22 protein-coding genes are annotated in these 23,222 nt (G+C 60.6%); 10 read left to right on the top strand and 12 right to left on the bottom strand.

Annotated elements, in window-relative coordinates:
• Positions 1–64: 64 nt before the first annotated feature.
• The 3 genes from ASE36_RS15345 (at position 65) to ASE36_RS15335 (ending at position 2,854) form a co-directional block, all read left to right on the top strand.
• Entirely contained in the window at positions 65–1,675 is a 1,611-nt protein-coding gene (locus ASE36_RS15345) for a phosphoenolpyruvate carboxykinase (RefSeq protein ID WP_062281538.1), read from the top strand.
• A gap of 112 nt (positions 1,676–1,787) precedes the next feature.
• On the top strand, positions 1,788–2,222 hold the full coding sequence (arfB, locus tag ASE36_RS15340) for an alternative ribosome rescue aminoacyl-tRNA hydrolase ArfB (RefSeq protein WP_062281536.1): 435 nt from the start codon (positions 1,788–1,790) through the stop codon (positions 2,220–2,222).
• Between the two features lie 2 nt (positions 2,223–2,224).
• Positions 2,225–2,854, top strand: coding sequence for an alpha-ketoglutarate-dependent dioxygenase AlkB family protein (locus ASE36_RS15335; protein ID WP_062281533.1), 630 nt, complete (start codon positions 2,225–2,227; stop codon positions 2,852–2,854).
• Between the two features lie 15 nt (positions 2,855–2,869).
• Here ASE36_RS15335 and coaA read toward each other — a convergent pair whose 3' ends face one another.
• The 6 genes from coaA to hisB all read right to left on the bottom strand — a co-directional run bounded on the left by coaA (position 2,870) and on the right by hisB (position 7,075).
• Positions 2,870–3,865, bottom strand: a complete 996-nt coding sequence (gene coaA / locus ASE36_RS15330; RefSeq protein ID WP_062281530.1) for a type I pantothenate kinase — start codon at positions 3,863–3,865, stop codon at positions 2,870–2,872.
• Positions 3,862–4,185: a phosphoribosyl-ATP diphosphatase gene (locus tag ASE36_RS15325; protein ID WP_062281527.1), complete on the bottom strand. Its 324-nt coding sequence runs from the start codon at positions 4,183–4,185 to the stop codon at positions 3,862–3,864. Before ASE36_RS15325 ends, coaA begins: the two co-directional genes overlap by 4 nt.
• Positions 4,186–4,201: 16 nt before the next feature.
• Positions 4,202–4,978: an imidazole glycerol phosphate synthase subunit HisF gene (gene hisF, locus ASE36_RS15320; RefSeq protein ID WP_062281524.1), complete on the bottom strand. Its 777-nt coding sequence runs from the start codon at positions 4,976–4,978 to the stop codon at positions 4,202–4,204.
• 9 nt (positions 4,979–4,987) lie between these two features.
• A complete protein-coding gene (hisA, locus tag ASE36_RS15315) occupies positions 4,988–5,722 on the bottom strand; it encodes a 1-(5-phosphoribosyl)-5-[(5-phosphoribosylamino)methylideneamino]imidazole-4-carboxamide isomerase (RefSeq protein WP_062281521.1) in 735 nt (244 codons plus the stop codon).
• Positions 5,723–5,740: 18 nt separating this feature from the next.
• The gene (gene hisH, locus ASE36_RS15310) at positions 5,741–6,391 is read right to left on the bottom strand and encodes an imidazole glycerol phosphate synthase subunit HisH (protein WP_062282697.1); all 651 of its coding nucleotides are present in this window, start codon (positions 6,389–6,391) and stop codon (positions 5,741–5,743) included.
• 87 nt (positions 6,392–6,478) lie between these two features.
• Entirely contained in the window at positions 6,479–7,075 is a 597-nt protein-coding gene (hisB, locus tag ASE36_RS15305) for an imidazoleglycerol-phosphate dehydratase HisB (protein WP_062281519.1), read from the bottom strand.
• A 201-nt stretch (positions 7,076–7,276) separates the two neighbouring features.
• Here hisB and hslV point away from each other — a divergent pair, with 201 nt between their 5' ends.
• The 6 genes from hslV (at position 7,277) to ASE36_RS15275 (ending at position 16,099) form a co-directional block, all read left to right on the top strand.
• Entirely contained in the window at positions 7,277–7,804 is a 528-nt protein-coding gene (gene hslV / locus ASE36_RS15300) for an ATP-dependent protease subunit HslV (RefSeq protein WP_062281516.1), read from the top strand.
• A gap of 66 nt (positions 7,805–7,870) precedes the next feature.
• Complete coding sequence (gene hslU / locus ASE36_RS15295) at positions 7,871–9,178, top strand: ATP-dependent protease ATPase subunit HslU (RefSeq protein ID WP_062281512.1); 1,308 nt, start codon at positions 7,871–7,873, stop codon at positions 9,176–9,178.
• 108 nt (positions 9,179–9,286) lie between these two features.
• On the top strand, positions 9,287–10,276 hold the full coding sequence (locus ASE36_RS15290) for a DUF1402 family protein (RefSeq protein ID WP_082511135.1): 990 nt from the start codon (positions 9,287–9,289) through the stop codon (positions 10,274–10,276).
• Between the two features lie 35 nt (positions 10,277–10,311).
• The gene (locus ASE36_RS15285) at positions 10,312–11,709 is read left to right on the top strand and encodes a cytochrome P450 (RefSeq protein WP_062281510.1); all 1,398 of its coding nucleotides are present in this window, start codon (positions 10,312–10,314) and stop codon (positions 11,707–11,709) included.
• A gap of 105 nt (positions 11,710–11,814) precedes the next feature.
• On the top strand, positions 11,815–13,821 hold the full coding sequence (locus ASE36_RS15280) for a hydantoinase/oxoprolinase N-terminal domain-containing protein (protein WP_062282691.1): 2,007 nt from the start codon (positions 11,815–11,817) through the stop codon (positions 13,819–13,821).
• A 106-nt stretch (positions 13,822–13,927) separates the two neighbouring features.
• On the top strand, positions 13,928–16,099 hold the full coding sequence (locus tag ASE36_RS15275; protein WP_062281508.1) for a malate synthase G: 2,172 nt from the start codon (positions 13,928–13,930) through the stop codon (positions 16,097–16,099).
• Between the two features lie 79 nt (positions 16,100–16,178).
• Here ASE36_RS15275 and ASE36_RS15270 read toward each other — a convergent pair whose 3' ends face one another.
• Positions 16,179–16,844, bottom strand: coding sequence for a L,D-transpeptidase (locus ASE36_RS15270; RefSeq protein ID WP_062281506.1), 666 nt, complete (start codon positions 16,842–16,844; stop codon positions 16,179–16,181).
• Positions 16,845–17,019: 175 nt separating this feature from the next.
• Between ASE36_RS15270 and ASE36_RS15265 the strand changes: the two genes are divergently transcribed.
• Positions 17,020–17,499 carry an MmcB family DNA repair protein gene (locus ASE36_RS15265; RefSeq protein ID WP_062281503.1) on the top strand — a complete coding sequence of 160 codons (480 nt, stop codon included), beginning with the start codon at positions 17,020–17,022 and terminating at the stop codon, positions 17,497–17,499.
• A 7-nt stretch (positions 17,500–17,506) separates the two neighbouring features.
• Here ASE36_RS15265 and ASE36_RS15260 read toward each other — a convergent pair whose 3' ends face one another.
• The 5 genes from ASE36_RS15260 to ASE36_RS22940 all read right to left on the bottom strand — a co-directional run.
• Positions 17,507–18,103, bottom strand: a complete 597-nt coding sequence (locus ASE36_RS15260) for an ActR/PrrA/RegA family redox response regulator transcription factor (RefSeq protein WP_062281501.1) — start codon at positions 18,101–18,103, stop codon at positions 17,507–17,509.
• 81 nt (positions 18,104–18,184) lie between these two features.
• A complete protein-coding gene (locus tag ASE36_RS15255) occupies positions 18,185–19,486 on the bottom strand; it encodes an ActS/PrrB/RegB family redox-sensitive histidine kinase (protein WP_062281498.1) in 1,302 nt (433 codons plus the stop codon).
• A 26-nt stretch (positions 19,487–19,512) separates the two neighbouring features.
• Positions 19,513–21,975: an ATP-dependent helicase HrpB gene (gene hrpB, locus ASE36_RS15250; protein WP_062281495.1), complete on the bottom strand. Its 2,463-nt coding sequence runs from the start codon at positions 21,973–21,975 to the stop codon at positions 19,513–19,515.
• On the bottom strand, positions 21,972–22,928 hold the full coding sequence (locus tag ASE36_RS15245) for an ornithine cyclodeaminase family protein (protein ID WP_062281492.1): 957 nt from the start codon (positions 22,926–22,928) through the stop codon (positions 21,972–21,974). The genes hrpB and ASE36_RS15245 overlap by 4 nt, the downstream gene beginning before the upstream one ends.
• A gap of 89 nt (positions 22,929–23,017) precedes the next feature.
• A partial coding sequence (locus tag ASE36_RS22940) for a hypothetical protein (RefSeq protein ID WP_210171879.1) occupies positions 23,018–23,222 on the bottom strand: 205 nt, incomplete at its 5' end.

The following is a 23,222-nucleotide window of genomic DNA, read 5'->3' as shown; positions in this document are numbered from 1 at the left end:
GCCCGTCTTCGATCTATGTTTTCCCCATCGGAGAGTTGTGGCCCACACGAGAGGACGGCGCATTATGGAGGAATTCGGCATCAGAAACCTGGCAACAGGTCTCGCAGAAGCTGGTTTGGGAAAGGCCGCGAATGTTCGCTATAACCTTCTTGAGGGCGCGCTCTATGAAGAGGCGATTCGTCGGGGTGAGGCCGAACTGACGGCCGACGGTGCGCTGCGCGCTCTGACGGGTCAGCACACGGGCCGTTCCGCAAAGGACAAGTTCGTTGTGCGCGATGACAAGACCGTGGATCAGATCTGGTGGGACAACAATAAGCCTTTGTCGCCGGAGCATTTCAGCATTCTGCACCAAGACATGCTGGCTCATGCGGCCGGCAAGGACCTCTTAGTCCAGGACCTGATTGGCGGAGCGGACGCGGACAATGCCCTTCCCACACGCGTTGTCACCGAATTTGCCTGGCACTCTCTGTTCATCCGCAATCTGCTCATCCGCCCTAACCGGGACGCCTTGAAGAGCTTCGTGCCGAAGCTGACGATCATCGATCTGCCAAGCTTCCGCGCCGATCCGGCCCGTCATGGATGCCGAACTGAGACGGTTATTGCCTGTGACCTGACCAACGGCATCGTTCTGATCGGTGGCACCTCCTACGCCGGCGAGATGAAGAAATCGGTCTTTACCGTCCTCAATTACCTGCTGCCGTCGAAGGGCGTCATGCCGATGCACTGCTCGGCCAATGTCGGCCCGGATGGTGATGCAGCCGTCTTCTTCGGCCTGTCGGGGACCGGCAAGACCACACTTTCTGCTGATCCAAGCCGGACCTTGATCGGTGACGACGAACACGGCTGGGGCGAGAACGGCATCTTCAACTTCGAAGGTGGCTGCTACGCCAAGACGATCCGTCTGTCGGCTGAGGCCGAACCGGAAATCTATGCTACGACAAAGCGCTTCGGCACCGTTCTTGAGAACGTCGTCCTCAATGAAGACCGGGTTCCTGACTTCAACGACGGGTCGCTGACGGAAAACACGCGTTGCGCATATCCGCTGCATTTCATCCCGAATGCTTCGGAGACCGGTCGCGCCCCGCATCCGAAGACAATCATCATGCTGACGGCAGACGCCTTCGGCGTGTTGCCCCCGATTGCCAAGCTGACGCCCGAGCAGGCCATGTACCACTTCCTGTCCGGTTACACCGCCAAGGTCGCCGGTACGGAAAAGGACGTGACGGAACCGGAAGCGACCTTCTCGACCTGCTTCGGGGCTCCGTTCATGCCGCGCCACCCGACCGAATACGGCAACCTGCTGCGCGACCTGATCGCCACCCATCAGGTCGATTGCTGGTTGGTCAACACCGGCTGGACGGGCGGCGCTTACGGTATTGGCAGCCGCATGCCGATCAAGGCGACCCGTGCGCTTTTGACAGCTGCGCTAACGGGCGAGTTGAAGAAGGTCGAGATGCGCACCGACGCGAATTTCGGCTTCGCCGTCCCGGTTGCGGTCGCCGGCGTCGATACCAAGATCCTCGACCCACATTCGACCTGGGCCGATGGACAGGCCTACGATGCCCAGGCGAAAAAGCTGGTTGGCATGTTCATAGACAACTTCGCCAAGTTTGAAGCGCATGTCGATGGCAAGGTACGCGACGCAGCCCCGGGCATCCGGATCGCTGCCGAGTAAGGCGACCAGACACTGTCTACAGGAGCCCGGCGCACAGCCGGGCTTTTGCGTTGGGCTTGCCTTCTGAAAAGACCCGGCCGATATGAGGTCGGACAAAGGAAGAACCGACGACATGGCCAGCGACCCCCTTCAGATCAACAGCCGCATCACCATCGCAGGCTGGGAACTCACGGAACAATTCGTTCTGGCGGGAGGTCCCGGCGGGCAGAACGTCAACAAGGTTTCGACCGCCGTCCAGCTCTTCTTCAATCTGATCGGTTCGCCGTCGCTCAGCGATCGGGTCAAGGAAAACGCGGCAAAGCTTGCCGGCAAGCGCCTCTCGAAAGAGGGTGTCCTGATGCTGGAAGCCAGCCGTTATCGCAGTCAGGAACGCAACCGTGAGGATGCGCGCGAACGATTGAAGGAACTGATCCTCGAAGCGGCCAAGCCCCCACCGCCTCCGCGCAAGAAGACCAAGCCGACGAAAGGCTCCATTGAGCGACGTCTGAAGGAAAAATCGGGCCGCTCCGACGTCAAGAAGATGCGGAGCAAACCTGCGGGAGATTGAGCATGTCGAGCACAGCGAAGGAACTGAACCTGTCGCCCGGTCTGCGCTATCTTCCGGCTCGGCTCGACCGTGAGGCTCAGATAAGCCTCGTCGAGCAAATCCGGGCTGTCGTCGAACAAGCGCCCCTTTACATCCCCGTTATGCCGGGCAGTGGCCGCCCTATGTCCGTGCGCATGACCAATTGCGGTCCGCTCGGCTGGGTAACCGACAAGGAAAGGGGTTATCGCTATCAGTCGACCCACCCCGTGACGAACCAGCCCTGGCCAGAAATCCCGGAAGTCCTTCTCGATCTCTGGCGTGAACTGTCAGGATATCCGAAGGATCCCGAGGCTTGCCTCGTCAACTTCTATGCCGATGACGCCAAGATGGGACTGCATCAGGATCGCGATGAGACGGATCTTTTGGCGCCGGTCCTGTCGATATCGCTTGGCAACACCTGCCTGTTTAGGATCGGCGGGCTCTCCCGGACCGACCGAACGAAATCCCTGAAGCTGGAAAGCGGCGACGTGTTCATTCTCGGCGGTGAAGGAAGGCTTTGCTTTCACGGGGTCGATCGGATCTATCCCGCTACATCGACACTCTTGAAATCAGGTGGGCGCATCAATCTGACACTGCGCCGCGTCAATCCATAGCCGGCGATATATCGCCTACAATTTTCTGAGAGCAACTGTCTCCACAAGGTGGTTGTCACCCTTGCGCAGGATCAGGTCCGCCCTTGGGCGGGTTGGCAGGATGTTTTCACGCAGGTTCTTGAGGTTGATGTTCGCCCACAGCCCCTCGGCAATTTCCTTCGCCTCCTCGACGCTGATTGTCGCATAGCGATGGAAATAGGAATTCGGGTCGCGGAATGCAGTCTGTCGCAATTTCATGAAACGGTCGACATACCAGCGGTGGATCGCATTCTCGTCGGCGTCGATATAGATGGAAAAGTCGAAGAAGTCCGAAACCATCGGCACGATCTTTCCATCGGCGGGAAGGTTGCGCGACTGCAGGACATTAATGCCTTCGAAGATCAGGATGTCCGGACGGTCAATGACCCGATGTTCGTTGGGCAGCACGTCATAAGTCAGGTGCGAGTAGCTGGGCGCCTTCACGTTCGGGAGACCGGCCTTGATCGCCGACAGGAAACGCAGGAGCGCACCGATGTCGTAGCTTTCCGGAAAGCCCTTACGGTTCAGGATCCCGTTCTTCACCAGATGCGCATTGGGATAGAGAAAGCCGTCGGTGGTGACGAGATCTACCTTGGGGCTGGAAGGCCAACGCGCAAGAAGCTCTTTCAAGATACGCGCTGTCGTGGATTTTCCGACCGCCACGGAACCTGCAATGCCGATGACGAACGGCGTCTTGAACACGTCGGACATGCTCAAGAAACGGTTGCGCTGCTCGAACAGCAGTTGCGACGATTCCACATGCGACGACAACAGGCGCGACAGCGAGAGATAGATCCGGCGCACTTCATCGAGATCGATGGGGTCGTCGATCGATCGCAGGCGATGTACCTCATCGGCGGTCAGCGTCAGCGGTGTGTCGGCCCGGAAATGTGCCCATTCTTCCGATTCAAAGAAGAGATAGGGGGAATAGCCGTTCGCCTGAAAATGATCGAGAACCTCTGGCGTTTCCGAGTCCCGCATAGCTATGGTCATGGATCCTGCCGACTGGCCTTTTCACTCAGGCCCGTCTGAGCGGTCCGACGCTCAAGTTCCTGCATCACGTCTTGTAGCGGTATGTCGGCAATTTTCAATACGACCATCAGGTGATAGAGCAGATCAGCGCTCTCATAGACGAGGTTCTCGCGATCGTCCTTCACGGCTGCCATGACAGCCTCGATCGCCTCTTCCCCTAGCTTTTTCGCGGCCTTGTCCTGTCCGCCTGCTACCAGCTTCGCTGTCCAAGATTCGCTGGGGCTTGCCTGGGCACGGTTGGAGACGATGGTTTCCAGGTCGGCGAGAGTAAAGTCGCTCATGACGGGCCTTTCCGTGTCAGTCGAGACGCATGGCAATGCCGGCAGCGGCCATATGGGCCTTTGCCTCGGCGATCGAATAGGTCCCGAAATGGAAGATCGAGGCGGCAAGTACGGCTGTCGCATGACCGTCGCGGATACCGGCAACGAGATCATCGAGATTGCCGACGCCACCGGAGGCAATCACGGGAACACGGACGCTGTCGGCAATCGTGCGGGTAAGGCCGATGTCGTAACCGCTTTTCGTTCCATCGCGGTCCATCGAGGTCACCAGCAGCTCACCGGCACCGCGCTCCACCATCTGGATCGCGAATTCGACTGCGTCGATCCCCGTTGGCTGGCGCCCCCCGTGGGTGAAGATTTCCCAGCGCGGGTTTTCGTTTTCACGTGAAACCTTCTTGGCGTCGATGGACACCACGATGCACTGATTGCCGAACTTGTCGGCGGCCTCCGCAACGAAGTCGGGATTTTTGACAGCTGCCGAATTGATCGACACCTTGTCGGCGCCACACAGCAGAAGCTTGCGGATATCGGCCACTGCGCGCACGCCACCGCCCACGGTGAGCGGCATGAAGCAGTGGTCTGCCGTCTGCGCCACGACATCGAAGATGGTGTCGCGATTGTCAGATGAAGCCGTGATATCGAGGAAGCAGAGTTCGTCCGCCCCTGCCGCATCATAGGCTTTTGCCGCCTGAACCGGGTCGCCGGCATCGATCAGGTCGACGAAGTTCACGCCTTTAACGACTCGACCGTCCTTGACGTCGAGGCAGGGGATCACGCGGGCCTTGAGTGTCATGGTACGTCCTCAGCCTTTCGCAGCCTGGATCAGCGCAAGCGCCTCTTGCGGATCGATGCGGCCATCGTAAAGCGCCCGGCCGGAAATCGCGCCTTCCAGTTTGCGTGCATCCGGCTGCAGCATGCGCTTGATATCCTCGATCGAAGCCAAGCCGCCGGAGGCGATGACAGGGATGGAAACGGCGGCAGCCAGTTCCAGCGTCGAGGCCCAGTTGATGCCGGTCAGAATACCGTCGCGATCAATGTCCGTATAGATGATTGCCGCAACGCCCGCACCTTCGAAACGCTGGGCAAGCTCGATCACGCCGAGCTCGGACGCTTCAGCCCAACCCTCGACGGCGACCTTTCCGCCCTTGGCATCGATGCCGACGGCGACTTTGCCAGGAAAACGCTTGCAGGCCTCAATGACGAGGGCCGGATCGCGCACGGCAACGGTACCGAGGATGACGCGGGACAGACCCCGCGACAACCAGCTCTCGATATGCTCAAGCGTCCGGATGCCGCCTCCGAGCTGCACCGGATTTTTTGTTGCCTTCAGGATCGCATCGACGGCCGCACCATTGACGCTCTCACCGGCAAAGGCGCCGTTGAGATCAACGACATGCAGCCATTCAAACCCCTGGTCTTCGAACGCCCGTGCCTGCGCGGCCGGGTCGGGGTTGTAGACAGTCGCCTGGTCCATGTCGCCCAGCTTGAGGCGAACGCACTGGCCGTCTTTGAGGTCGATGGCGGGGAATAGGATCATGATATCGGTCCTAAGGGCTCAGGGCGCCCATGTCAGGAAATTGGCGATCAGCTTCAGGCCAAGTGCCTGGCTTTTCTCGGGATGGAACTGCGCGCCGACCATGGTGTCGCGTCCGACAAATGCGGTCATCGGGCCGCCGTAGTCGGTCGTCGCAATAACGTCCGCAGCATGCTCGGCTGCCAGATGATAGGAATGTACGAAATAGGCATGCAGCCCATCCGGCCCCGTCGGGATGCCCTCGAACAGCGGGTGAGGGCGGTTGAGCGTCAGCGTATTCCAGCCGATTTGCGGGATCTTCAGGTTGGGATCCGAGGGCGTCATTTCGACAACGTCGCCTTTGATCCAGCTAAAGCCCTCGGTCGTGGTTTTCTCCAGTCCGCGCGACGACATTAGCTGCATGCCAACGCAGATGCCGAAGAAGGGGCGGCCTTTGGTCTCGACCACTTCCGTAATGGCATCATGCATGCCGGGGACGGCATCGAGGCCCCGGCGGCAGTCGGCATAGGCGCCGACGCCAGGTAGCACGATCCGGTCGGCTGACGCGACACGGTCCGCTTTGTCGGTGAGTTCGATCTCGGCTTCGAGGCCAGCCTCGCGGGCCGCACGTTCGAACGCCTTGGTGGCGGATCTCAGATTGCCGGATCCATAGTCGATAATGGCTACACGCATGTCTTCCAGTCCTTTCTGCTCGACGGATGAGGTCAACGCCTCAGCCGGAGCAAGGTCGCACGCTTTCCTTTGTCGGAGAGCGCGCCCTTAAACCAGGGTGCCCTTGGTGGAGGGAATCTGGTTCGCCTGCCGCGGATCAATCTCGGTTGCCGAGCGAAGTGCCCGCGCCACCGCCTTGAAACAGGTCTCGGCGATATGATGGTTGTTGGCCCCGTAGTGGTTCAAGACGTGCAGCGTGATGCCGGCATTCTGCGCCAGTGCCTGGAAGAATTCTCGAACCAGTTCGGTGTCGAAGGTGCCGATCTTCGGCGCGCTGAAGTTGACATTCCAGACGAGGAACGGCCGGCCCGAGACATCGATCGCAGCCTTGGCCATGGTTTCGTCCATGGCTAGGTCGATCGAGGCATAACGCGTGATGCCCTTACGGTCGCCGAGTGCCTTCGAAATCGCCTGGCCAAGCGCAATACCGGTATCCTCGACCGTGTGGTGATCGTCGATATGCAGATCGCCCTTCACGGCGATGTCCATGTCGATCAGTGAATGGCGGCAGAGCTGCTCCAGCATATGGTCGAAGAAGCCGACGCCGGTCGAAATCTTGCCCTTGCCGGTGCCGTCGATATGGACGGAAACCGCGACCGACGTTTCGTTGGTCTTGCGGGAAATTTCGCCTTTACGTTCTGCCATCGGGCCGCTCCATAGGGGATCTCGGCCCTCCCTTACCAGCAGGACACGCAAATATCCAGAAGTTACATTGCGTTGCCGCAAGGCAGGCGCCCCGCCTATGCGACCAGATTGCAATCGTCGAAAGCCAACTTACATAGGACCCGACCAATCGGCAGGGAACTGCCAGAACCAAGGCCCGCGAGGCGGGCAAGCAGGTGACTGATGACAACGATTATTACCGTGCGCAAAGATGGCCATGTGGTGATGGCCGGTGACGGCCAGGTGAGCCTTGGCCAGACTGTCATGAAGGGCAATGCCCGCAAGGTGCGACGTATCGGCAAGACTGGTGATGTGATTGCTGGATTTGCCGGTGCGACCGCAGATGCCTTCACGCTTCTCGACCGGCTCGAAAAGAAGCTGGAGCAGTATCCCGGCCAGTTGATGCGGGCCGCCGTCGAACTCGCCAAGGATTGGCGTACCGACAAGTATCTGCGCAACCTCGAGGCAATGATGCTCGTGGCCGACAAGACGATCACGCTGGCAATCACCGGCAATGGCGACGTCTTGGAGCCGGAGCACGGCACCATCGCCATCGGCTCTGGCGGCAATTACGCCTATGCGGCTGCAAGGGCCTTGATGGATAGCGATCGCTCGGCCGAAGACATCGCGCGGCGTGCGCTGACCATCGCCGGCGACATTTGCGTCTACACCAACGGCAACATCGTCATTGAAACGCTCGACGCCGCCTGAACACGGGCAGGCCGAGCGACGAAACCCATGCGATGATCCGACCAGGGATCATCAGGAGCCAATCAGATGACCAATTTTTCCCCGCGCGAGATCGTTTCCGAACTCGACCGCCACATTATCGGCCAGCACGACGCCAAGCGCGCAGTCGCCATTGCGTTGCGCAACCGCTGGCGCCGCCAGCAGCTGTCGGACGATCTCCGTGACGAGGTTATGCCGAAGAATATTCTGATGATCGGCCCGACCGGCGTCGGCAAGACGGAGATTTCCCGCCGCCTCGCCAAACTGGCAGGTGCTCCCTTCATCAAGGTGGAAGCGACCAAGTTCACCGAAGTCGGCTATGTCGGCCGTGACGTCGAGCAGATCATCCGCGATCTGGTCGAGATCGGCATCGTGCTGGTCCGGGACAAGAAGCGCCAGGAAGTTCAGGCCAAGGCGCATGCGCTGGCCGAAGAGCGGGTTCTCGACGCGCTTGTCGGCGCGACCGCGTCCCCGGCCACCCGCGACAGTTTCCGCAAGAAGCTGCGCAATGGCGAACTCGACGACAAGGAGATCGATATCGAAGTGGCCGATAGCGGTTCCGGCGCGCCCGGCTTCGAAGTGCCTGGCATGCCAGGCGCCAACATCGGCATCCTCAACCTGTCCGAAATGTTCGGCAAGGCCATGGGCAACCGCACCAAAAAAGTCCGCACCACGGTCAAGGCCTCCTATGGCGACCTGATCCGCGACGAATCTGACAAGCTGATCGACAACGAGATCATCCAGCGGGAAGCGGTTCGGTCGGTTGAGAATGACGGGATCGTCTTTCTTGACGAAATCGACAAGATCGCCGCGCGCGAAGGTGCCATGGGTGCGGGCGTGTCCAGGGAGGGGGTCCAGCGCGACCTCTTGCCTCTCGTCGAAGGCACGACTGTGGCGACCAAGTATGGTCCGGTGAAGACAGACCACATTCTGTTCATTGCATCGGGTGCGTTCCACGTCTCGAAGCCTTCGGATCTTTTGCCGGAATTGCAGGGCCGTCTGCCGATCCGAGTCGAATTGAAGCCGCTGTCGAAGGAGGATTTTCGCCGCATCCTGACAGAAACCGAAGCCAGTCTCATCCGCCAGTATATCGCCTTGATGAAAACGGAAGAGCTGGAACTGGAGTTCACGGAAGATGCCATCGACGCTCTCGCCGATGTTGCCGTGCGCCTGAACGAGACGGTCGAAAACATAGGGGCGCGTCGCCTGCAGACGGTCATGGAGCGTGTTCTCGACGAGATTTCCTTCCACGCACCGGATCGGGGCGGTTCGGCGGTGATGATTGACGCTGCCTATGTACAGCAGCATGTCGGGGATCTCGCCAGCGACACGGATCTCAGCCGCTACATCCTGTGATCTTTGTGCATCTATCAGCCGCTTTCACCGTGTCGCTGGCGATAAAGTGAGAGCGGCTGAGGTCGACAATACAGTCGACACTTATGTAAGGACTGACGCTGTCGGGTCATGGCAATCTGCTGCTTGCCCGCTCAGGGACAGCGCATCGTGCTAGGCATTACCAGGATCTTCATTCTTGCCATCGCCATACTTGGTTCGGCTCCAACGATTTCGCTCGCCGCCGACAGGGTGCCGCGTGGCAATCGCAATGCAGAGCAGCCAGCGATCCCCGGAGCCTCCGTTCGACGGACGAAGGCGGGCAAGACCAGCTTCGACCTCAAATATGAGAAGGTGCGCGATCTCCTGCGCACGGATTCTGCCCTCATGGGCAAGATCAAGAAAACGGCCGCAGCCTATGGCATTGCGCCCATTCACATGATTGGCGCGATCGTCGGCGAGCATACCTATAATGTCGACGCCTATGACAGCTTGCAGAGCTATTACGTCAAGGCGGCCTCCTATGCCGGCAACAGCTTCCGTTTTGCTTACGAGGGAGAAGGCATTGCTGATTTCTTGAAGCGGCCTGAATTTGCGGATTGTAACACGTTCAGTGACTCTTACCGCCTCTGGAGCTGCCGCGAAGACGTTTGGCAGGACCGATTCCGAGGCAAGACAGTGGGCGGGACCTCCTTTCCCAACAACCGCTTCAGCGCCGTCTTCTTTCAGCCTTTCTATGCTGGTCAGACCTTTGGCCTCGGGCAGATCAACCCGCTCACGGCGCTGATGCTCTCGGATCTTGTCGCAGACAAATCCGGCTATCCGAAGCTCGATGAGACCGATGCAGCTGGTGTCTACAAAGCCATCATGGATCCCGACATCTCGCTCGCCTACATGGCGGCCGTGATCCGCAAGTCTATCGATGACTACAAGTCGATCGCCAATGTGGACATTTCTAGCAACCCCGGCGTCACCGCCACGCTCTTCAACATCGGCAATTCCCAGCAGCGAGCGCGGGCGCTGGCTGCCAAGCGCGCGAGTGGTGCGGCCAATTGGCCGGAAGAGAACTATTATGGCTGGCTGATAAACGACCGGCTGGACGAGCTGGAGTCGCTGCTCTAACTCCTAGAAGGGCATGACGCCTGAAGGAGGGTGACATGGACGGTATTCCGCAAAAGGCAGGCTTCGAGCCGCCGGCACCGGTTCCGCGCACCGTGCCGCCCAGTCGCCTGGAAATCATCCGCACGATATTGAAGAACCCGCTCGAGCTCTCGGGTCTTCCATCGTATACCTGGCCCTGGATCGTTACCCGCTTCTTCGGCCAGACGACCATCATCGCCAATGATCCGGGACTGATCCGCCACGTGCTCGTCGACAATGCGGCGAACTACCAGATGTCGGAGATCCGTCAGCTTGTGTTGCGCCCGATCCTTCGGGACGGTCTTTTGACCGCTGAGGGTCCTGTCTGGAAGCGTTCTCGCAAAGCCATGGCCCCGGTCTTTACCCCCAGGCACGCCCGCGGTTTCGCCCGGCAAATGCGGGAGCAGAGCGAACTCTTTCTCAGCCGCTACCAGTCGGGCCCGTCGGGTGTGGTCCGCGATATTGCCGTTGACATGACGGAACTGACCTATGCCATCCTGTCGGAGACACTCTTTTCCGGTGGCATAATTTCGGAGCAGGGCGATTTTGCCCGGGATGTCGACGATCTCCTGCACAGCATGGGACGAGTCGATCCCTTCGACCTGTTGCGGGCGCCCAAATGGGTGCCGCGTCTCACCCGTATCCGTGGGCTGGGCGTGTTGCGCAAGTTCCGCGAACTCGTCAATCGCACGATGGACCACCGTCGCGACATGATTCGCAAGGACCGCGCCACGGCGCCGGATGATTTCCTCACATTGCTCCTGGAGCTGGAAGGTCCCGATGGACTGACTTCGCAGGAGATCGAAGACAATATTCTGACCTTTATCGGCGCCGGCCACGAGACGACGGCCAGGGCGCTGGCCTGGACGCTCTACTGCGTGGCCAACAGCCCCGACATCCGCGCGGCGATGGAAGTCGAAATCGACCGGGTCATGGCAACGGACGCCGACCCCGTCGATTGGCTCGAGCGCATGCCGCTGGTACGCGCCTCCTTCGAGGAGGCTATGCGGCTTTATCCACCGGCTCCCTCCATCAATCGGGACGCGGTTGCGGACGACCGCTACGTGGCACACAATGGCGAGGTGGTTGAGATCGCCCGGGGAACCACCGTGCTCGTCATGCCATGGACGCTGCATCGGCACGAACTCTACTGGGATCGACCCCGGGTCTTTGACCCGAACCGTTTCATGCCGGGCGAGCGTGAGAAGATCGGGCGCTTCCAATATCTCCCCTTCGGTGCTGGTCCTCGTGTCTGTATCGGGGCAACGTTTGCGCTTCAGGAGGCGGTGATCGCGCTGGCAGTATTGATGCAGCGCTACCGCTTCGACGTGACCCCTCAGACGAAGCCTTGGCCTGTTCAGAAGCTCACGACGCAGCCCGCTGGCGGTCTGCCGATGCGGGTGACGCCGAGATAGCCCTTGAGCGGCATGGCTTTGCCGCGGCTTGGCTGGAAAATGGCCCTTCGCCTGTGCCATAGGTAGGCAAAGCCGGAATGGTATGTGCAAATCGGGGCAGACTGCGTGACATCAGATTACATGCTGGGGATTGACACCGGCGGGACCTATACGGATGCGGTGATCTATAGCGAAAAAGCCGGCATCGTCGCCAAGGCAAAGGCGCTGACCACCCGCCACGATCTGTCAATCGGTATCGCAGGCGCTTTGGAGAACGTTCTTCGCTCGTCGGGCATTCCTCCCTCCGATATCGGCTTGGTCTCGCTATCGACGACGCTCGCGACAAACGCCCTGGTCGAAGGGCAGGGGGGGCGCGCCGGCCTCGTCATGATCGGCTTCGGTCCGGAGGATTTGAAGCGTGATGGCCTGGCCGAGGCCTTGGGCACCGACCCGGTTCTGTTCATCGGGGGCGGACATGACGTGCATGGCAACGAAACGCCATTTGATGGCGATGCTTTGGAGCAGGCACTACCCGAGCTTGCCAACAATGTCTCCTCCGTGGCAATCGCCGGCTACTTTGCCACGCGCAATCCGAGCCATGAACGGCGCGCCCGTGATATCGTTCGTGCCGCGTCCGGTCTACCGGTCACCTGCAGTCACGAACTGTCGTCAAAACTCGGCGGACCGCGTCGGGCTCTCACAACGCTGCTCAATGCGCGGCTCGTGTCGATGATCGACCGCCTGATCGGCTCGGCGGAGCGATACCTGATTGAGCGCGCCATTCATGCTCCGCTGATGGTCGTTCGTGGCGACGGTGCGCTGATCTCAGCCTCCGAAGCGCGTGCCCGCCCGATCGAAACGATCCTCTCCGGTCCGGCCGCAAGTCTTGTCGGCGCCCGCCATCTCACCGGTCTCGACGATGCCGTCGTCTCTGATATCGGCGGCACCACGACGGATGTTGCCGTCATGGAGAAAGGCCAGCCGCGTCTTGATCAGGATGGTGCAGTCGTCGGTGGCTACAGGACAATGGTCGAGGCTGTCGCCATGCGCACCTACGGTCTCGGCGGCGATTCCGAGGTTCGCATCGACGACCGTGGCATGAATTCGAAGATCGAGCTTGGGCCGCGAAGGCTGGTCCCACTCAGCCTGGCCGGAGCCTTGCACGGCGCTGCTATCCGCGAGGTGCTAGAACGTCAGCTGCGGGCACCCCATCTCGGGCGCCATGATGGCCGCTTTGCCGTACGCACTGGCGTGCCCGACAATCTGGCCGCCGGACTGCAGCCGCAGGAAGCGGCTCTCTTCTCTAAGATCGGCCCCGTGCCGCTGCCTCTCGATACCCTGATCACTTTCACCCAGCAGAAGGCGACGCTGGACAGGCTGGTCGCCCGCGGCCTCGTGCACATCTGTGGAGTAACGCCTTCGGATGCCATGCACGTGCTTGGCAGGCAGGGTCAATGGGATCGCGAGGCGGCCGAACTCGGGATCCGTCTCGCCATCCGTCAGAAAGATGGCAGCGGGCAACCCATTGCCACATCGATAGAGGATCTGGCGGAGCGCATTGTTGCGCGGCTGACGCGCCAGTCATCCGAGGCCATTCTGGCAGCAGCACTCGCCGAGGATGGGCTGATGGACGTCGACCCGGCGAAATCGATACTCATCGACCGCGCGCTTAAACGCGAAACGGGCATTGCCAGATTCTCGCTGGCGCTAGACCGTCCGCTGATCGGGCTTGGGGCCTCCGCCAGCGTCTACTATCCCGCAATCGCAGACATGCTCTCGGCAGACTGCGCAGTTCCTGATGATGCCGATGTCGCCAATGCCGTCGGTGCCGTTGTCGGGCAGGTTCGAAGCACTGTTCATCTTGTTGTGACGTCGCCGGAGGAGGGGCTTTTTATTCTCTCCGGCATTGGCGAGAGCAAGCGCTTCACGGACGAGACTGAAGCCTTGGATGCGGCCCGCTCCGCAGCGGCAGAACTTGCGCGTAGCCAGGCTGAAGCCAGTGGCGCGCTCGATCTTGTCACCACTCTGCGCGAGGAGCTTGATGCCCCGGAGATCGAGGGCCGTCGTAAACTCGTTGAGGCGCGCATATCGGCAACGGCAAGCGGCCGCCCACGGACGGCGAGAGAGCATTAATTTCCAAAACGGAAACAATCTTTGTTATTTGTGCCGGATTGACCGAGAATGAAATTGAGCGAAGCTGTTCTCAAAACAGATACCGCAAAGCTTTGGAGATATCATCGTGACCTTTGTCGACCAACACGGACTGTCCATCGACACCAAGCTGCACGATTTCCTCGTGAATCACGCCCTTCCCGAAACCGGGGTCGCTGGCGATGACTTTTTTGCCGGCTTCGCCGCCATCGTCCATGAGCTGGGCCCTAAAAACCGGGCTTTGCTTACAAAACGGGACGCCTTTCAGGCCAAGATCGACGCATGGTATCGCGACAATGGTGCACCGTCCGATCTCGCGGTCTATAAACAGTTTCTGCGTGACATCGGCTATATCCTGCCGGAAGGTCCGGATTTCACCATCGCAGTCGAGAACGTCGATCCGGAAATTGCGATCGTAGCAGGTCCGCAGCTTGTCGTTCCCGTCATGAATGCGCGTTACGCTCTGAATGCGGCAAACGCCCGTTGGGGTTCTCTCTACGATGCCCTTTACGGAACCGATGCCATTCCGGAGAGCGACGGGGCAGAGAAGGGCAAGGGCTACAATCCCGCGCGTGGCGCCAAGGTCATCGCCTGGGCCCGGCAGTTCCTCGATCAGTCCACACCGCTCGCAGCGGGTGATTGGTCGAAGGTCGCCAGGCTTTCGGTCAATTCCGGCGCCCTCTCGGTCGTCTTGACCGATGGCGGCGTTACCGGTCTTGCGGATCCCTCGCAATTCGTCGGCCATCGTGGCGAGACAGAAAACCCCTCTGCCGTCATCCTTCGCAAAAACGGCCTCCATCTGAAAATCCTGGTTGATGCCACGGGAATGATCGGCAAGACCGATCCGGCAGGCATCAATGATGTCCGGCTCGAATCGGCTCTCACGACGATCATGGACTGCGAAGATTCCGTAGCAGCCGTCGACGCGGAGGACAAAGTCACCGTCTATTCAAACTGGCTCGGACTGATGAAGGGCGATCTCACCGAAGAGATCGTCAAAGGCGGCAAGTCCTTCACCCGCGCCCTGTCGGACGACGTCTCCTTTATCGGCGCCGATGGCACGCCGGCCACGCTGCCAGGACGCTCCCTCATGCTGGTCCGCAATGTCGGACATCTCATGTCCAACCCGGCGATCCGTGACCGCGACGGCAACGAAGTGCCGGAGGGCATCATGGATGCCGCAGTCACGGCCCTGATTGCCCTGCATGACGTCGGCAAGGATGGCCGTCGGAAGAACTCGCGCGCCGGCTCCATGTATGTGGTGAAGCCGAAGATGCACGGTCCTGAAGAGGTGGCCTTTGCCTGCGAGATCTTCTCCCGGGTCGAACAGCTTGTCGGCATGGCGCCCAACACGATCAAGATGGGCATCATGGACGAGGAGCGTCGCACGACTGTCAACCTCAAGGAATGCATCCGTGCAGCCCGCGAGCGCGTCGTGTTCATCAACACCGGCTTCCTCGATCGGACCGGGGACGAGATCCACACCTCGATGGAAGCGGGACCGATGATCCGCAAGGGTGACATGAAGCAGGCCGCCTGGATTTCGGCCTACGAGAATTGGAATGTTGACATCGGCCTTGAATGCGGCCTTTCGGGCCATGCCCAGATCGGCAAGGGCATGTGGGCCATGCCGGACCTGATGGCCGCCATGCTCGAGCAGAAGATCGCCCATCCGAAAGCCGGCGCCAATACGGCTTGGGTGCCTTCGCCGACGGCAGCCACCCTGCATGCCACCCATTACCACAGGGTCAATGTGGCCGAAGTTCAGAAGACCCTGCAGTCGCGAGAGAGGGCCAAGCTTTCCGACATTCTCTCTGTCCCGGTTGCGGTCCGTCCAAACTGGACACCGGAGGAAATCCAGCGCGAACTCGACAACAACGCGCAGGGCATCCTCGGCTATGTCGTCCGCTGGATCGACCAGGGTGTTGGCTGCTCGAAGGTGCCGGACATCAACAATGTCGGTCTGATGGAAGACCGGGCCACCCTGCGGATCTCGGCGCAGCATATGGCCAACTGGCTACACCATGGTGTCGTTACGAAGGATCAGGTCGAGGAAACCATGAAACGCATGGCAGTCGTCGTTGATCGGCAGAACGAAGGCGACGCGGCCTACCGCCCGATGGCTACGAACTATGATAGCTCAATAGCCTTTCAAGCAGCCCTCGAACTGGTGCTCAAGGGCAGAGAACAGCCGAACGGCTATACCGAGCCGGTCCTCCACCGCCGCCGCCTCGAACTGAAGGCCCAGACATCGGTCTGAACCAGTCTTGAGAGCAGACAGCAAAAAGGCCACCGGAGCGATCCGGTGGCCTTTCTATTTGATCCAGCGCTAGTCGGCCTTACTGCTGAACGATGACCTTGGCGCTGCGGCCCGGCTTGACGCGGTTGTAAAGGTCGATCACGTCCTGGTTCATGAGGCGGATACAGCCCGAAGAAGCCGCCGTGCCGATGGACGCCCATTCCGGCGTTCCATGCAGGCGGAACAGCGTGTCCTGGCCCTTGTCGTTGAACAGATACATGGCGCGTGCGCCGAGCGGGTTCTTCAGGCCGGGATCCATGCCCTTCTCGACATAGCGGGCGATTTCCGGCTTACGCTCTGCCATTTCCTTCGGCGGATGCCAGGTCGGCCATTCCTGCTTCCAGGCGATGTAGGCTTCACCTTCCCAGGCAAAGCCCTGCTTGCCCACGCCGATACCGTAGCGCACGGCCTGGCCGCGCGGCAGAATGTAATAAAGGAAGCGCTCGCGGGTGTTCACGATGATCGTGCCCGGCTTCTCGCTGGTCGAGTAGTTGACGATCTGGCGGTGAAACTTCGGATCGACCTTCTGGATCGGGATCGCCGGCAAAGCAAAGCCAGCATCGGTCACGGTTCCATACGCATCACTGAAAATCTGGACCTTGGTGGTTTCTGCAACCTTGTCGGTTTCCCCGGAGGTCGTCGTGCAGCTCGCGAGGCCGACGGAGGTCAGTAGGCCGATCGCGATCGTAAGTGTGCGGAAGCGCATGGGTGACTCATCAATGTTGGCTGGGAGATGGTGCCGTGACCATCTGTGAATATGGTTTATTTTGGATTAATGTCGCCCACGCAAGGGCCACGTAACCGCCGGGTGTCTTCGGCGGTGCAAAATGACTCGTCATTGTTTTTTTGCAACATGAAGCCAGGCTCTCACGGACATATTCATGACTTTACTTTCTGTTTCCACTAACAATCCGTTAATCGACGGTCGCCAGTCGGATCGTGCCATGATGGTGCGTCGCGGTGTGCAGATCTTGCTGACCGATCTGCGATTCGCCGCCCTGCCGGAACTCACGCTTGCCAATGGCCGGCGTGCCGACCTGATCGCTCTGTCGGAAAAAGGCGATATCTGGATTATCGAGATCAAATCTTCAATCGAGGACTTCCGCGTCGATAGAAAGTGGCCGGACTACCGGCGCTATTGCGACAGGCTGTTCTTTGCCACGCATCCCGGCGTGCCGATCGACATCTTCCCGGAAGATTGCGGCCTGCTGTTATCTGATGGGTATGCCGGTCACATGCACCGCGACGCGCCGGAACACCGGCTTGCGCCGGCGACCCGAAAATCAGTCACGCTCGAATTCTCCCGGACGGCAGCACAGCGGCTGATGCTCGCCGAATGGGCGGCGCGCGCACCGCTCTAGCGCCAGGTTATTTCGGCGCGCGTTTTGCTAGGATGCGCTGCAATGTGCGGCGATGCATGTTCAATCGCCGCGCCGTCTCCGACACATTGCGCTCGCAGCTCTCATAGACCCGCTGGATATGCTCCCAGCGTACCCGGTCCGCCGACATCGGATTTTCCGGTATTTCCGCTTTCTCACCTGGGCGCTGAGTCAGAGCCAGATAGATATCGTCCGCATCGGCAGGCTTGGCGAGATAATCGAGTGCGCCGAGTTTGACCGCTGTGACCGCCGTCGCAATGTTTCCATAGCCGGTCAACACGATAATGCGCGTGTCGGAGCGACGCTCGCGAATGGCTTCTATGACATCGAGGCCTGTCCCGTCGCCAAGCCTTAGATCGACAACCGCATAGCTTGGCGGCGCCTCTTTAGCCTTCGCGATCCCCTCGGCAACCGATCCCGCCAGGTCCACCGTAAATCCCCGACTTTCCATCGCGCGTGCCAGTCGACGCAGGAAAGGCGCATCGTCATCGACGATCAGCAGCGTCGGATTGGGTCCCAGATCGTGAGCGACGTGCTGCGGGCTTTGCGCAGTCGTCTTGGAGAGGGTGGATGCAACATCAGTCATGTTTGACAACCTTGAGACGGTTAAGAGCCTCTTTCCGCGAAGTTATGGCGAGGAAAGACGAGGGGGTAAAGTCATAAGCGTTCATAAGGGCGTGTCCGCTTCCATGAACTCTCGGGGCCATTGCACCACGACCCGCGCTCCGGATCCCAGTGTCTCGCCGTTTTCGAACTGCAGGCTCGCACCAGATCGTTCCAGCAAAGTCTTGGCGATGAAAAGGCCCAGGCCCAGTCCACCGGCTCTGGATTCCCCTTGTCTGCTTGTAACATAGGGCTCGCCAATTCTTTGCAAGACCCCAGGGGAAAAACCGACCCCGTCGTCCTCAATGGCAACGGTGACGAAGGTGGGGGAATGATCGACAGTCACGGTCACCTTTGATCGTGCATAATCGACGGCGTTCTCCAAAAGATTGCCAAGGCCGTACAGGATCGCCGGGTTGCGGCTCCCGACCGGTTCGCCGGCCCGGCTCGACTGCTCGATCAGTTCAACCTTGATCCCAAATTCCCGATGCGGCGCGATCACCTCCTCGATCAGCGAAGAGAGCGGCATCTCACGCATATGCGCCTCGCCTTCCGAGGCAAGCGTTGTCAGCCGCCGCAGAATGTCTCGGCACCGCTCGCTCTGGCTGCGCAAGAGCTGCACGTCTTCCCGGTAGCGCTCGTCATGGCCGAGCTCGCGTTCCATCTCCTTGGCAACCACACTGATGGTGGCAAGCGGTGTGCCGAGTTCGTGCGCCGCTGCCGCTGCAAGCCCATCGAGCTGGTGCAGGTGCTTTTCCCGCTGCAGGATCAGCTCCGTTGCCGTCAGCGCATCCGCAAGCAGCGTTGCCTCCTGCGATACGCGATAAGCATAAAAGGCGGCAAAGGCCATCATCGAGACGATCGAACTCCACATGCCGAGCTGCAGCAGGGGATGCACCTCGGGCGTTCGCCCTTCAAACCAGGGCAGGGGAAAAGGCGTGAAGGCCAGCAGAGTGATAAAGGCAAGCGCGGTGACGAAGAGTGCGATCGAGTGACGATTCGGCTGCGATGCGAATGAAATGATGACCGGGATGCAGATAAGGGGCGCAAATGGATTGCTGAGCCCCCCGGTAATGAACAGCAACGCGCCCATCTGGAAGAGATCGAGGGCGAGCACGGCGAAGGCAGCGACAGGTTCCAGCCGGTAGGTAGGCGGGAAAGCAACCGATAGAAGCGCATTCGCCGCCGCAAGCGCCGCGACGAGGCCAAGACAGGTCATCAGCGGCAGAGAGAACTCGAACCAGTAGGCAACCAGGATCACGGTCAACAACTGTCCTGCAACAGCCACCCAGCGCAGCCGCACCAGGGTCTCAAGCCGGAGTCGCCGGCTCGACGGCCCAAATTTCGTTGCAAGATCCATGGTCATCGGCAAACGCCTTTCTGTAACGCAGTTCAGGTGCCGCGCGGCTTGGCCCGGGTCGTCGGTGCAGCCGATGCCGGGTCGTCCGGCCAGGGATGCTTTGGGTAACGGCCCCGCATGTCCGCCCGCACATCCCGCCACGAGCCGGCCCAGAACCCCGGCAGGTCCCGTGTTGTCTGAATGGGTCGATGCGCCGGGGACGTCAACTCCAAGAGCAGTGGCAATTTGCCGCCGCCGATGGATGGATGGATCTTCAAGCCGAAGAGCTCCTGCACGCGGATCTGCAAAACGGGCTCCGGACCGTCATAGCGTATAGGATGCGCCTGTCCCGTCGGTGCCATATAATGTGTCGGCGCCTGCCGTTCGAGTTCGCGCTGCAATCCAGGCGGCACCAGAGCCATCAACCCGTCATGCAGACTCCCGGAGGAGATCTCCTGTAGACCGCCCACGCCCGACTGGAAGGGAACGAACCAGTCCTCCAATCGTGCTACCAGCCCCTCGTCACTGGTATCGGGCCAGGGATCCCCGTGCAGCCGGTAAAGAAACCCCAGCCGTTGGCGCAACTGTTCGGTTGCCTTCGAGAATGGCAGAACAGACGGTCCCAGCTGCCGCACACCGTCGGCCAGTGCCTGTGCTGCAGCCTCGCCCTTCGGTTTGGGCAAGGGGGCCTCATCAAGGATGATCGCGCCAATTCGTGTCACGCGCCGTGCGCGCACCTGTCGGCTTGCCATGTCGAAGCCGCTCTCATCCAGCGTCTTTATTGCGTCAGGCATGGCCTGCTCGATGCTGCTTCGGCTGATCTCCGCAGCCGACAGGATCCGCGCCTGAGCCGCCTTTCCGGTCAGATCCGCGACGACCAACATATCGGCCCCCGCCAGACGCTCCGTCTGGGGAAGCTCCGCTCCGCGGCCATTGGCCATGACGAAGCGTCCCCGCCCGCCCCGCCTCTTGGCGATACGGTCCGGGAAAGCGTGCAGAAGCAGGCTTCCGGCCGTCTCTGCCCGATCTTCAGTCGGGTGCCCGAACCCGGCAACCAGCCGCGAGGCCAGCAGGCGGGCGCTTTTTGCTCTCTCCCCGTTCTCCCGGCGAAACTGGCGCAGGCGCTCGTCGAGATCCACATCACTTCCACCGAGACCTTGCTCGGTGAGCAATACCGCAAGATCGGCTGCCTGTCGGGCCGATCCGCTCTCGGCTGCCGCAAGCACCATGGCGGCCAGTCTCGCCGGAAGCCCGAAATCCCGCATCTGCCGGCCACGCGCTGTGAGCTGGTAGCCGGTATCCAGCGCCCCGAGCTGGATCAGTAACTGCCGCGCCTCTGCAAGCGCCGCGGCAGGCGGCTGATCGATGAGCGCGAGCTGCGCCGGATCGGTCACGCCCCAATGGGCCATGTCGAGAGCGAGCCCGGACAGATCGGTCGCCAGGATCTCCGGTGGCGTGAAGGCCGGCAAGGCTGCAGTCTGGCCCGCATGCCAGAGCCGGATTGCAATCCCCGGCTCGGTACGACCCGCCCGGCCCGCTCGCTGATCCGCCGAAGCGCGCGAGACGCGCACCGTCTCCAGCCGGGTGATGCCCGTCGATGCTTCATAGACGGGCAGGCGCTGCAGCCCGCTGTCGATCACAACGCGCACGCCGTCGATGGTAATCGAGGTTTCGGCAATCGAAGTCGATAAGACGACCTTTCGCTTCGAAGCGGGTGCCGGACGAATGGCAGCGTCCTGTTCCGTCTGGCTCAGATTGCCATAAAGAGGTGTCACCAGCACATCGGCCGTAACTTTGCCCTCCAGCCGTTCGGCGACGCGGCGGATCTCCGCCTGACCCGGTAGAAAAGCCAGGATCGAGCCGTCTTCGCTCGCGAGCGCCGCCAGTATTGCAGAGGTCATGGCGTCCTCGATCCGCTCGTCGCCGGACCGATCGCGGTGACGGATCTCCACCGGAAAGCTGCGTCCCTCGCTGATCACGGCTTGCGACTGCCCCGTCAGCCGCGTCACGCGCTCCACGTCGAGCGTTGCCGACATGACGACGATCTTGAGATCAGGCCGCAGCGCCGACTGCGCATCGAGCGCCAGCGCCAGCCCGAAATCCGCATCGAGTGACCGCTCGTGAAATTCGTCGAAGAGAACGGCGCAGATCCCGGTAAGTTCGGGATCGTCGAGGATCATCCGGACAAAAACCCCTTCGGTCACCACCTCGATCCGGGTCTGGGCGGAGATCCGATTGTCGAGCCGCATCCGATAACCAACCGTGGCCCCGACATCCTCGCCCAGCAGGCTTGCCATCCGCGTGGCCGCCGCCCGTGCCGCCAACCGCCGGGGCTCGAGCAGAATGATGCGCCCATCGCCACGCCATGGCTGATCGAGCAGAGACAGCGGAACGAGTGTGGTTTTGCCTGCTCCGGGCGGCGCCGAAAGCACCAGCCGATTCTGCGCCTCCAGATGTGCGCCGATCGCAGATAGTTGTTCCGTGATCGGCAGTATGGGGAGGGAAGGCCGTATCATCTGAGGACGTGGCCACCCGACACGGTTTCATAGGCAAGAATTGCCCCGGCCAGATCTTCCAGCGCCGCTCCAACGGATTTGAAAAGCGTGATCTCTCCCGCGGACTGTCGACCTGGTGCGGTTCCGCTCACCAGTTCCACGAGTTCGGCTTTGATATCCGCGCGGGTGATCACCCCGGCCTCCAGCGGCTGCAGCAGGTCCCCGGCCTCTGCAAAGGCACCAGCGCGCGTATCGACGAACAGGCTTGCGCGCTTTACCGCCTTGTCATCGCTCTCCCGCATATCCTTGCGGAAAGCGCCTACGAGATCGAGGTGGCTCCCAGGCTTCAGCCAGGCGCCCCAGATAAGGGGCGTATGGGAAAGGGTCGCGCAGGACAGGATGTCGGCAGAACGTGCCGCGGTTTCGAGGTCGCTGACTGCCTCGGCGGCATAGCCAAGACCTCTCGCCTCCGCGACCACGGCCTGCGCTTTGGAGAAGTCGCGTCCCCAGACCATTACCTTTTCTATAGGGCGCACGTGGCTATGCGCCTCGATCAGGTTCAGCGACAGCCGACCGGTACCAACGACAAGCAAGGTTGATGCGTCGGCACGGGCGAGATGGCGTGCAGCAAGAGCCGAGGTTGCCGCAGTCCGCCGTGCCGTGAGCTCGCCACCATCGATCACCGCGAGCAATTCACCGGTCTTGCCCGAGGAGAGGAGATAACTGCCGTGGATCGCGGGGAGGCTACGCAGCTGATTGTCCGGAAAGACCGAGACGAGCTTCACTCCGATATAGGCGCTGGGCTGCCAGGCTGGCATCAGCAGAAGTGTCGCCTCACGCTCTCCGGGAACCTCAATAGTATGATGGTGCCGAACCGGCATGACGCAGCCACTGGTGAACATCTGGCTGATTGCGTCGATCAGCGGCGGAAAGGAGAGGGAGCGGGCGGTATCGGCTTGATCGAGTATGCGCATGATAGGGAAACCTCCTGAACTGCTGCCGACACTAGCCAAGCCCTCGGAGCCTTGCAAACTGCGTGACTAGGAGAGCCAGATTCGGGGGGTCAATGACCGCCGTCAAACAGGGTCCGCAGCTGCCAAAATCCCAAGACCCGAAATAAAACATGAAAATTCAACGCCTTGTCGCTTTTTCTCATTTTTTCTGAGAACAGCTGTTGACCTTCTGAGAGGTGGAATCTATACATCCGCTCACTGACGAGGGCGGCGGCGCTGCTAGCGACGAAGTCCTTCGTTTTAGAGAAAACCTCT

Source organism: Rhizobium sp. Root274, assembly GCF_001429245.1.
In the GTDB taxonomy this organism is placed as follows: Bacteria; Pseudomonadota; Alphaproteobacteria; order Rhizobiales; family Rhizobiaceae; genus Allorhizobium.
Note: the sequence above shows the minus strand (reverse complement) of the source record. Positions and strands in the feature narration are given on the sequence as shown.

What these genes read in the sequence shown, in the direction of transcription:
- ASE36_RS15245 (WP_062281492.1), bottom strand. Translation starts at nt 22,928, where the DNA reads ATGCGCATACTCGATCAAGCCGATACCGCCCGCTCCCTCTCCTTTCCG.
- ASE36_RS15345 (WP_062281538.1), top strand. Translation starts at nt 65, where the DNA reads ATGGAGGAATTCGGCATCAGAAACCTGGCAACAGGTCTCGCAGAAGCT.
- ASE36_RS15270 (WP_062281506.1), bottom strand. Translation starts at nt 16,844, where the DNA reads ATGCGCTTCCGCACACTTACGATCGCGATCGGCCTACTGACCTCCGTC.
- hisA (WP_062281521.1), bottom strand. Translation starts at nt 5,722, where the DNA reads ATGATCCTATTCCCCGCCATCGACCTCAAAGACGGCCAGTGCGTTCGC.
- ASE36_RS15285 (WP_062281510.1), top strand. Translation starts at nt 10,312, where the DNA reads ATGGACGGTATTCCGCAAAAGGCAGGCTTCGAGCCGCCGGCACCGGTT.
- ASE36_RS15290 (WP_082511135.1), top strand. Translation starts at nt 9,287, where the DNA reads ATGGCAATCTGCTGCTTGCCCGCTCAGGGACAGCGCATCGTGCTAGGC.
- ASE36_RS15265 (WP_062281503.1), top strand. Translation starts at nt 17,020, where the DNA reads ATGACTTTACTTTCTGTTTCCACTAACAATCCGTTAATCGACGGTCGC.
- hslV (WP_062281516.1), top strand. Translation starts at nt 7,277, where the DNA reads ATGACAACGATTATTACCGTGCGCAAAGATGGCCATGTGGTGATGGCC.
- coaA (WP_062281530.1), bottom strand. Translation starts at nt 3,865, where the DNA reads ATGACCATAGCTATGCGGGACTCGGAAACGCCAGAGGTTCTCGATCAT.
- arfB (WP_062281536.1), top strand. Translation starts at nt 1,788, where the DNA reads ATGGCCAGCGACCCCCTTCAGATCAACAGCCGCATCACCATCGCAGGC.
- hisB (WP_062281519.1), bottom strand. Translation starts at nt 7,075, where the DNA reads ATGGCAGAACGTAAAGGCGAAATTTCCCGCAAGACCAACGAAACGTCG.
- ASE36_RS15260 (WP_062281501.1), bottom strand. Translation starts at nt 18,103, where the DNA reads ATGACTGATGTTGCATCCACCCTCTCCAAGACGACTGCGCAAAGCCCG.
- ASE36_RS15335 (WP_062281533.1), top strand. Translation starts at nt 2,225, where the DNA reads ATGTCGAGCACAGCGAAGGAACTGAACCTGTCGCCCGGTCTGCGCTAT.
- ASE36_RS15255 (WP_062281498.1), bottom strand. Translation starts at nt 19,486, where the DNA reads ATGACCATGGATCTTGCAACGAAATTTGGGCCGTCGAGCCGGCGACTC.
- hisH (WP_062282697.1), bottom strand. Translation starts at nt 6,391, where the DNA reads ATGCGTGTAGCCATTATCGACTATGGATCCGGCAATCTGAGATCCGCC.
- hrpB (WP_062281495.1), bottom strand. Translation starts at nt 21,975, where the DNA reads ATGATACGGCCTTCCCTCCCCATACTGCCGATCACGGAACAACTATCT.
- ASE36_RS15325 (WP_062281527.1), bottom strand. Translation starts at nt 4,185, where the DNA reads ATGAGCGACTTTACTCTCGCCGACCTGGAAACCATCGTCTCCAACCGT.
- hisF (WP_062281524.1), bottom strand. Translation starts at nt 4,978, where the DNA reads ATGACACTCAAGGCCCGCGTGATCCCCTGCCTCGACGTCAAGGACGGT.
- hslU (WP_062281512.1), top strand. Translation starts at nt 7,871, where the DNA reads ATGACCAATTTTTCCCCGCGCGAGATCGTTTCCGAACTCGACCGCCAC.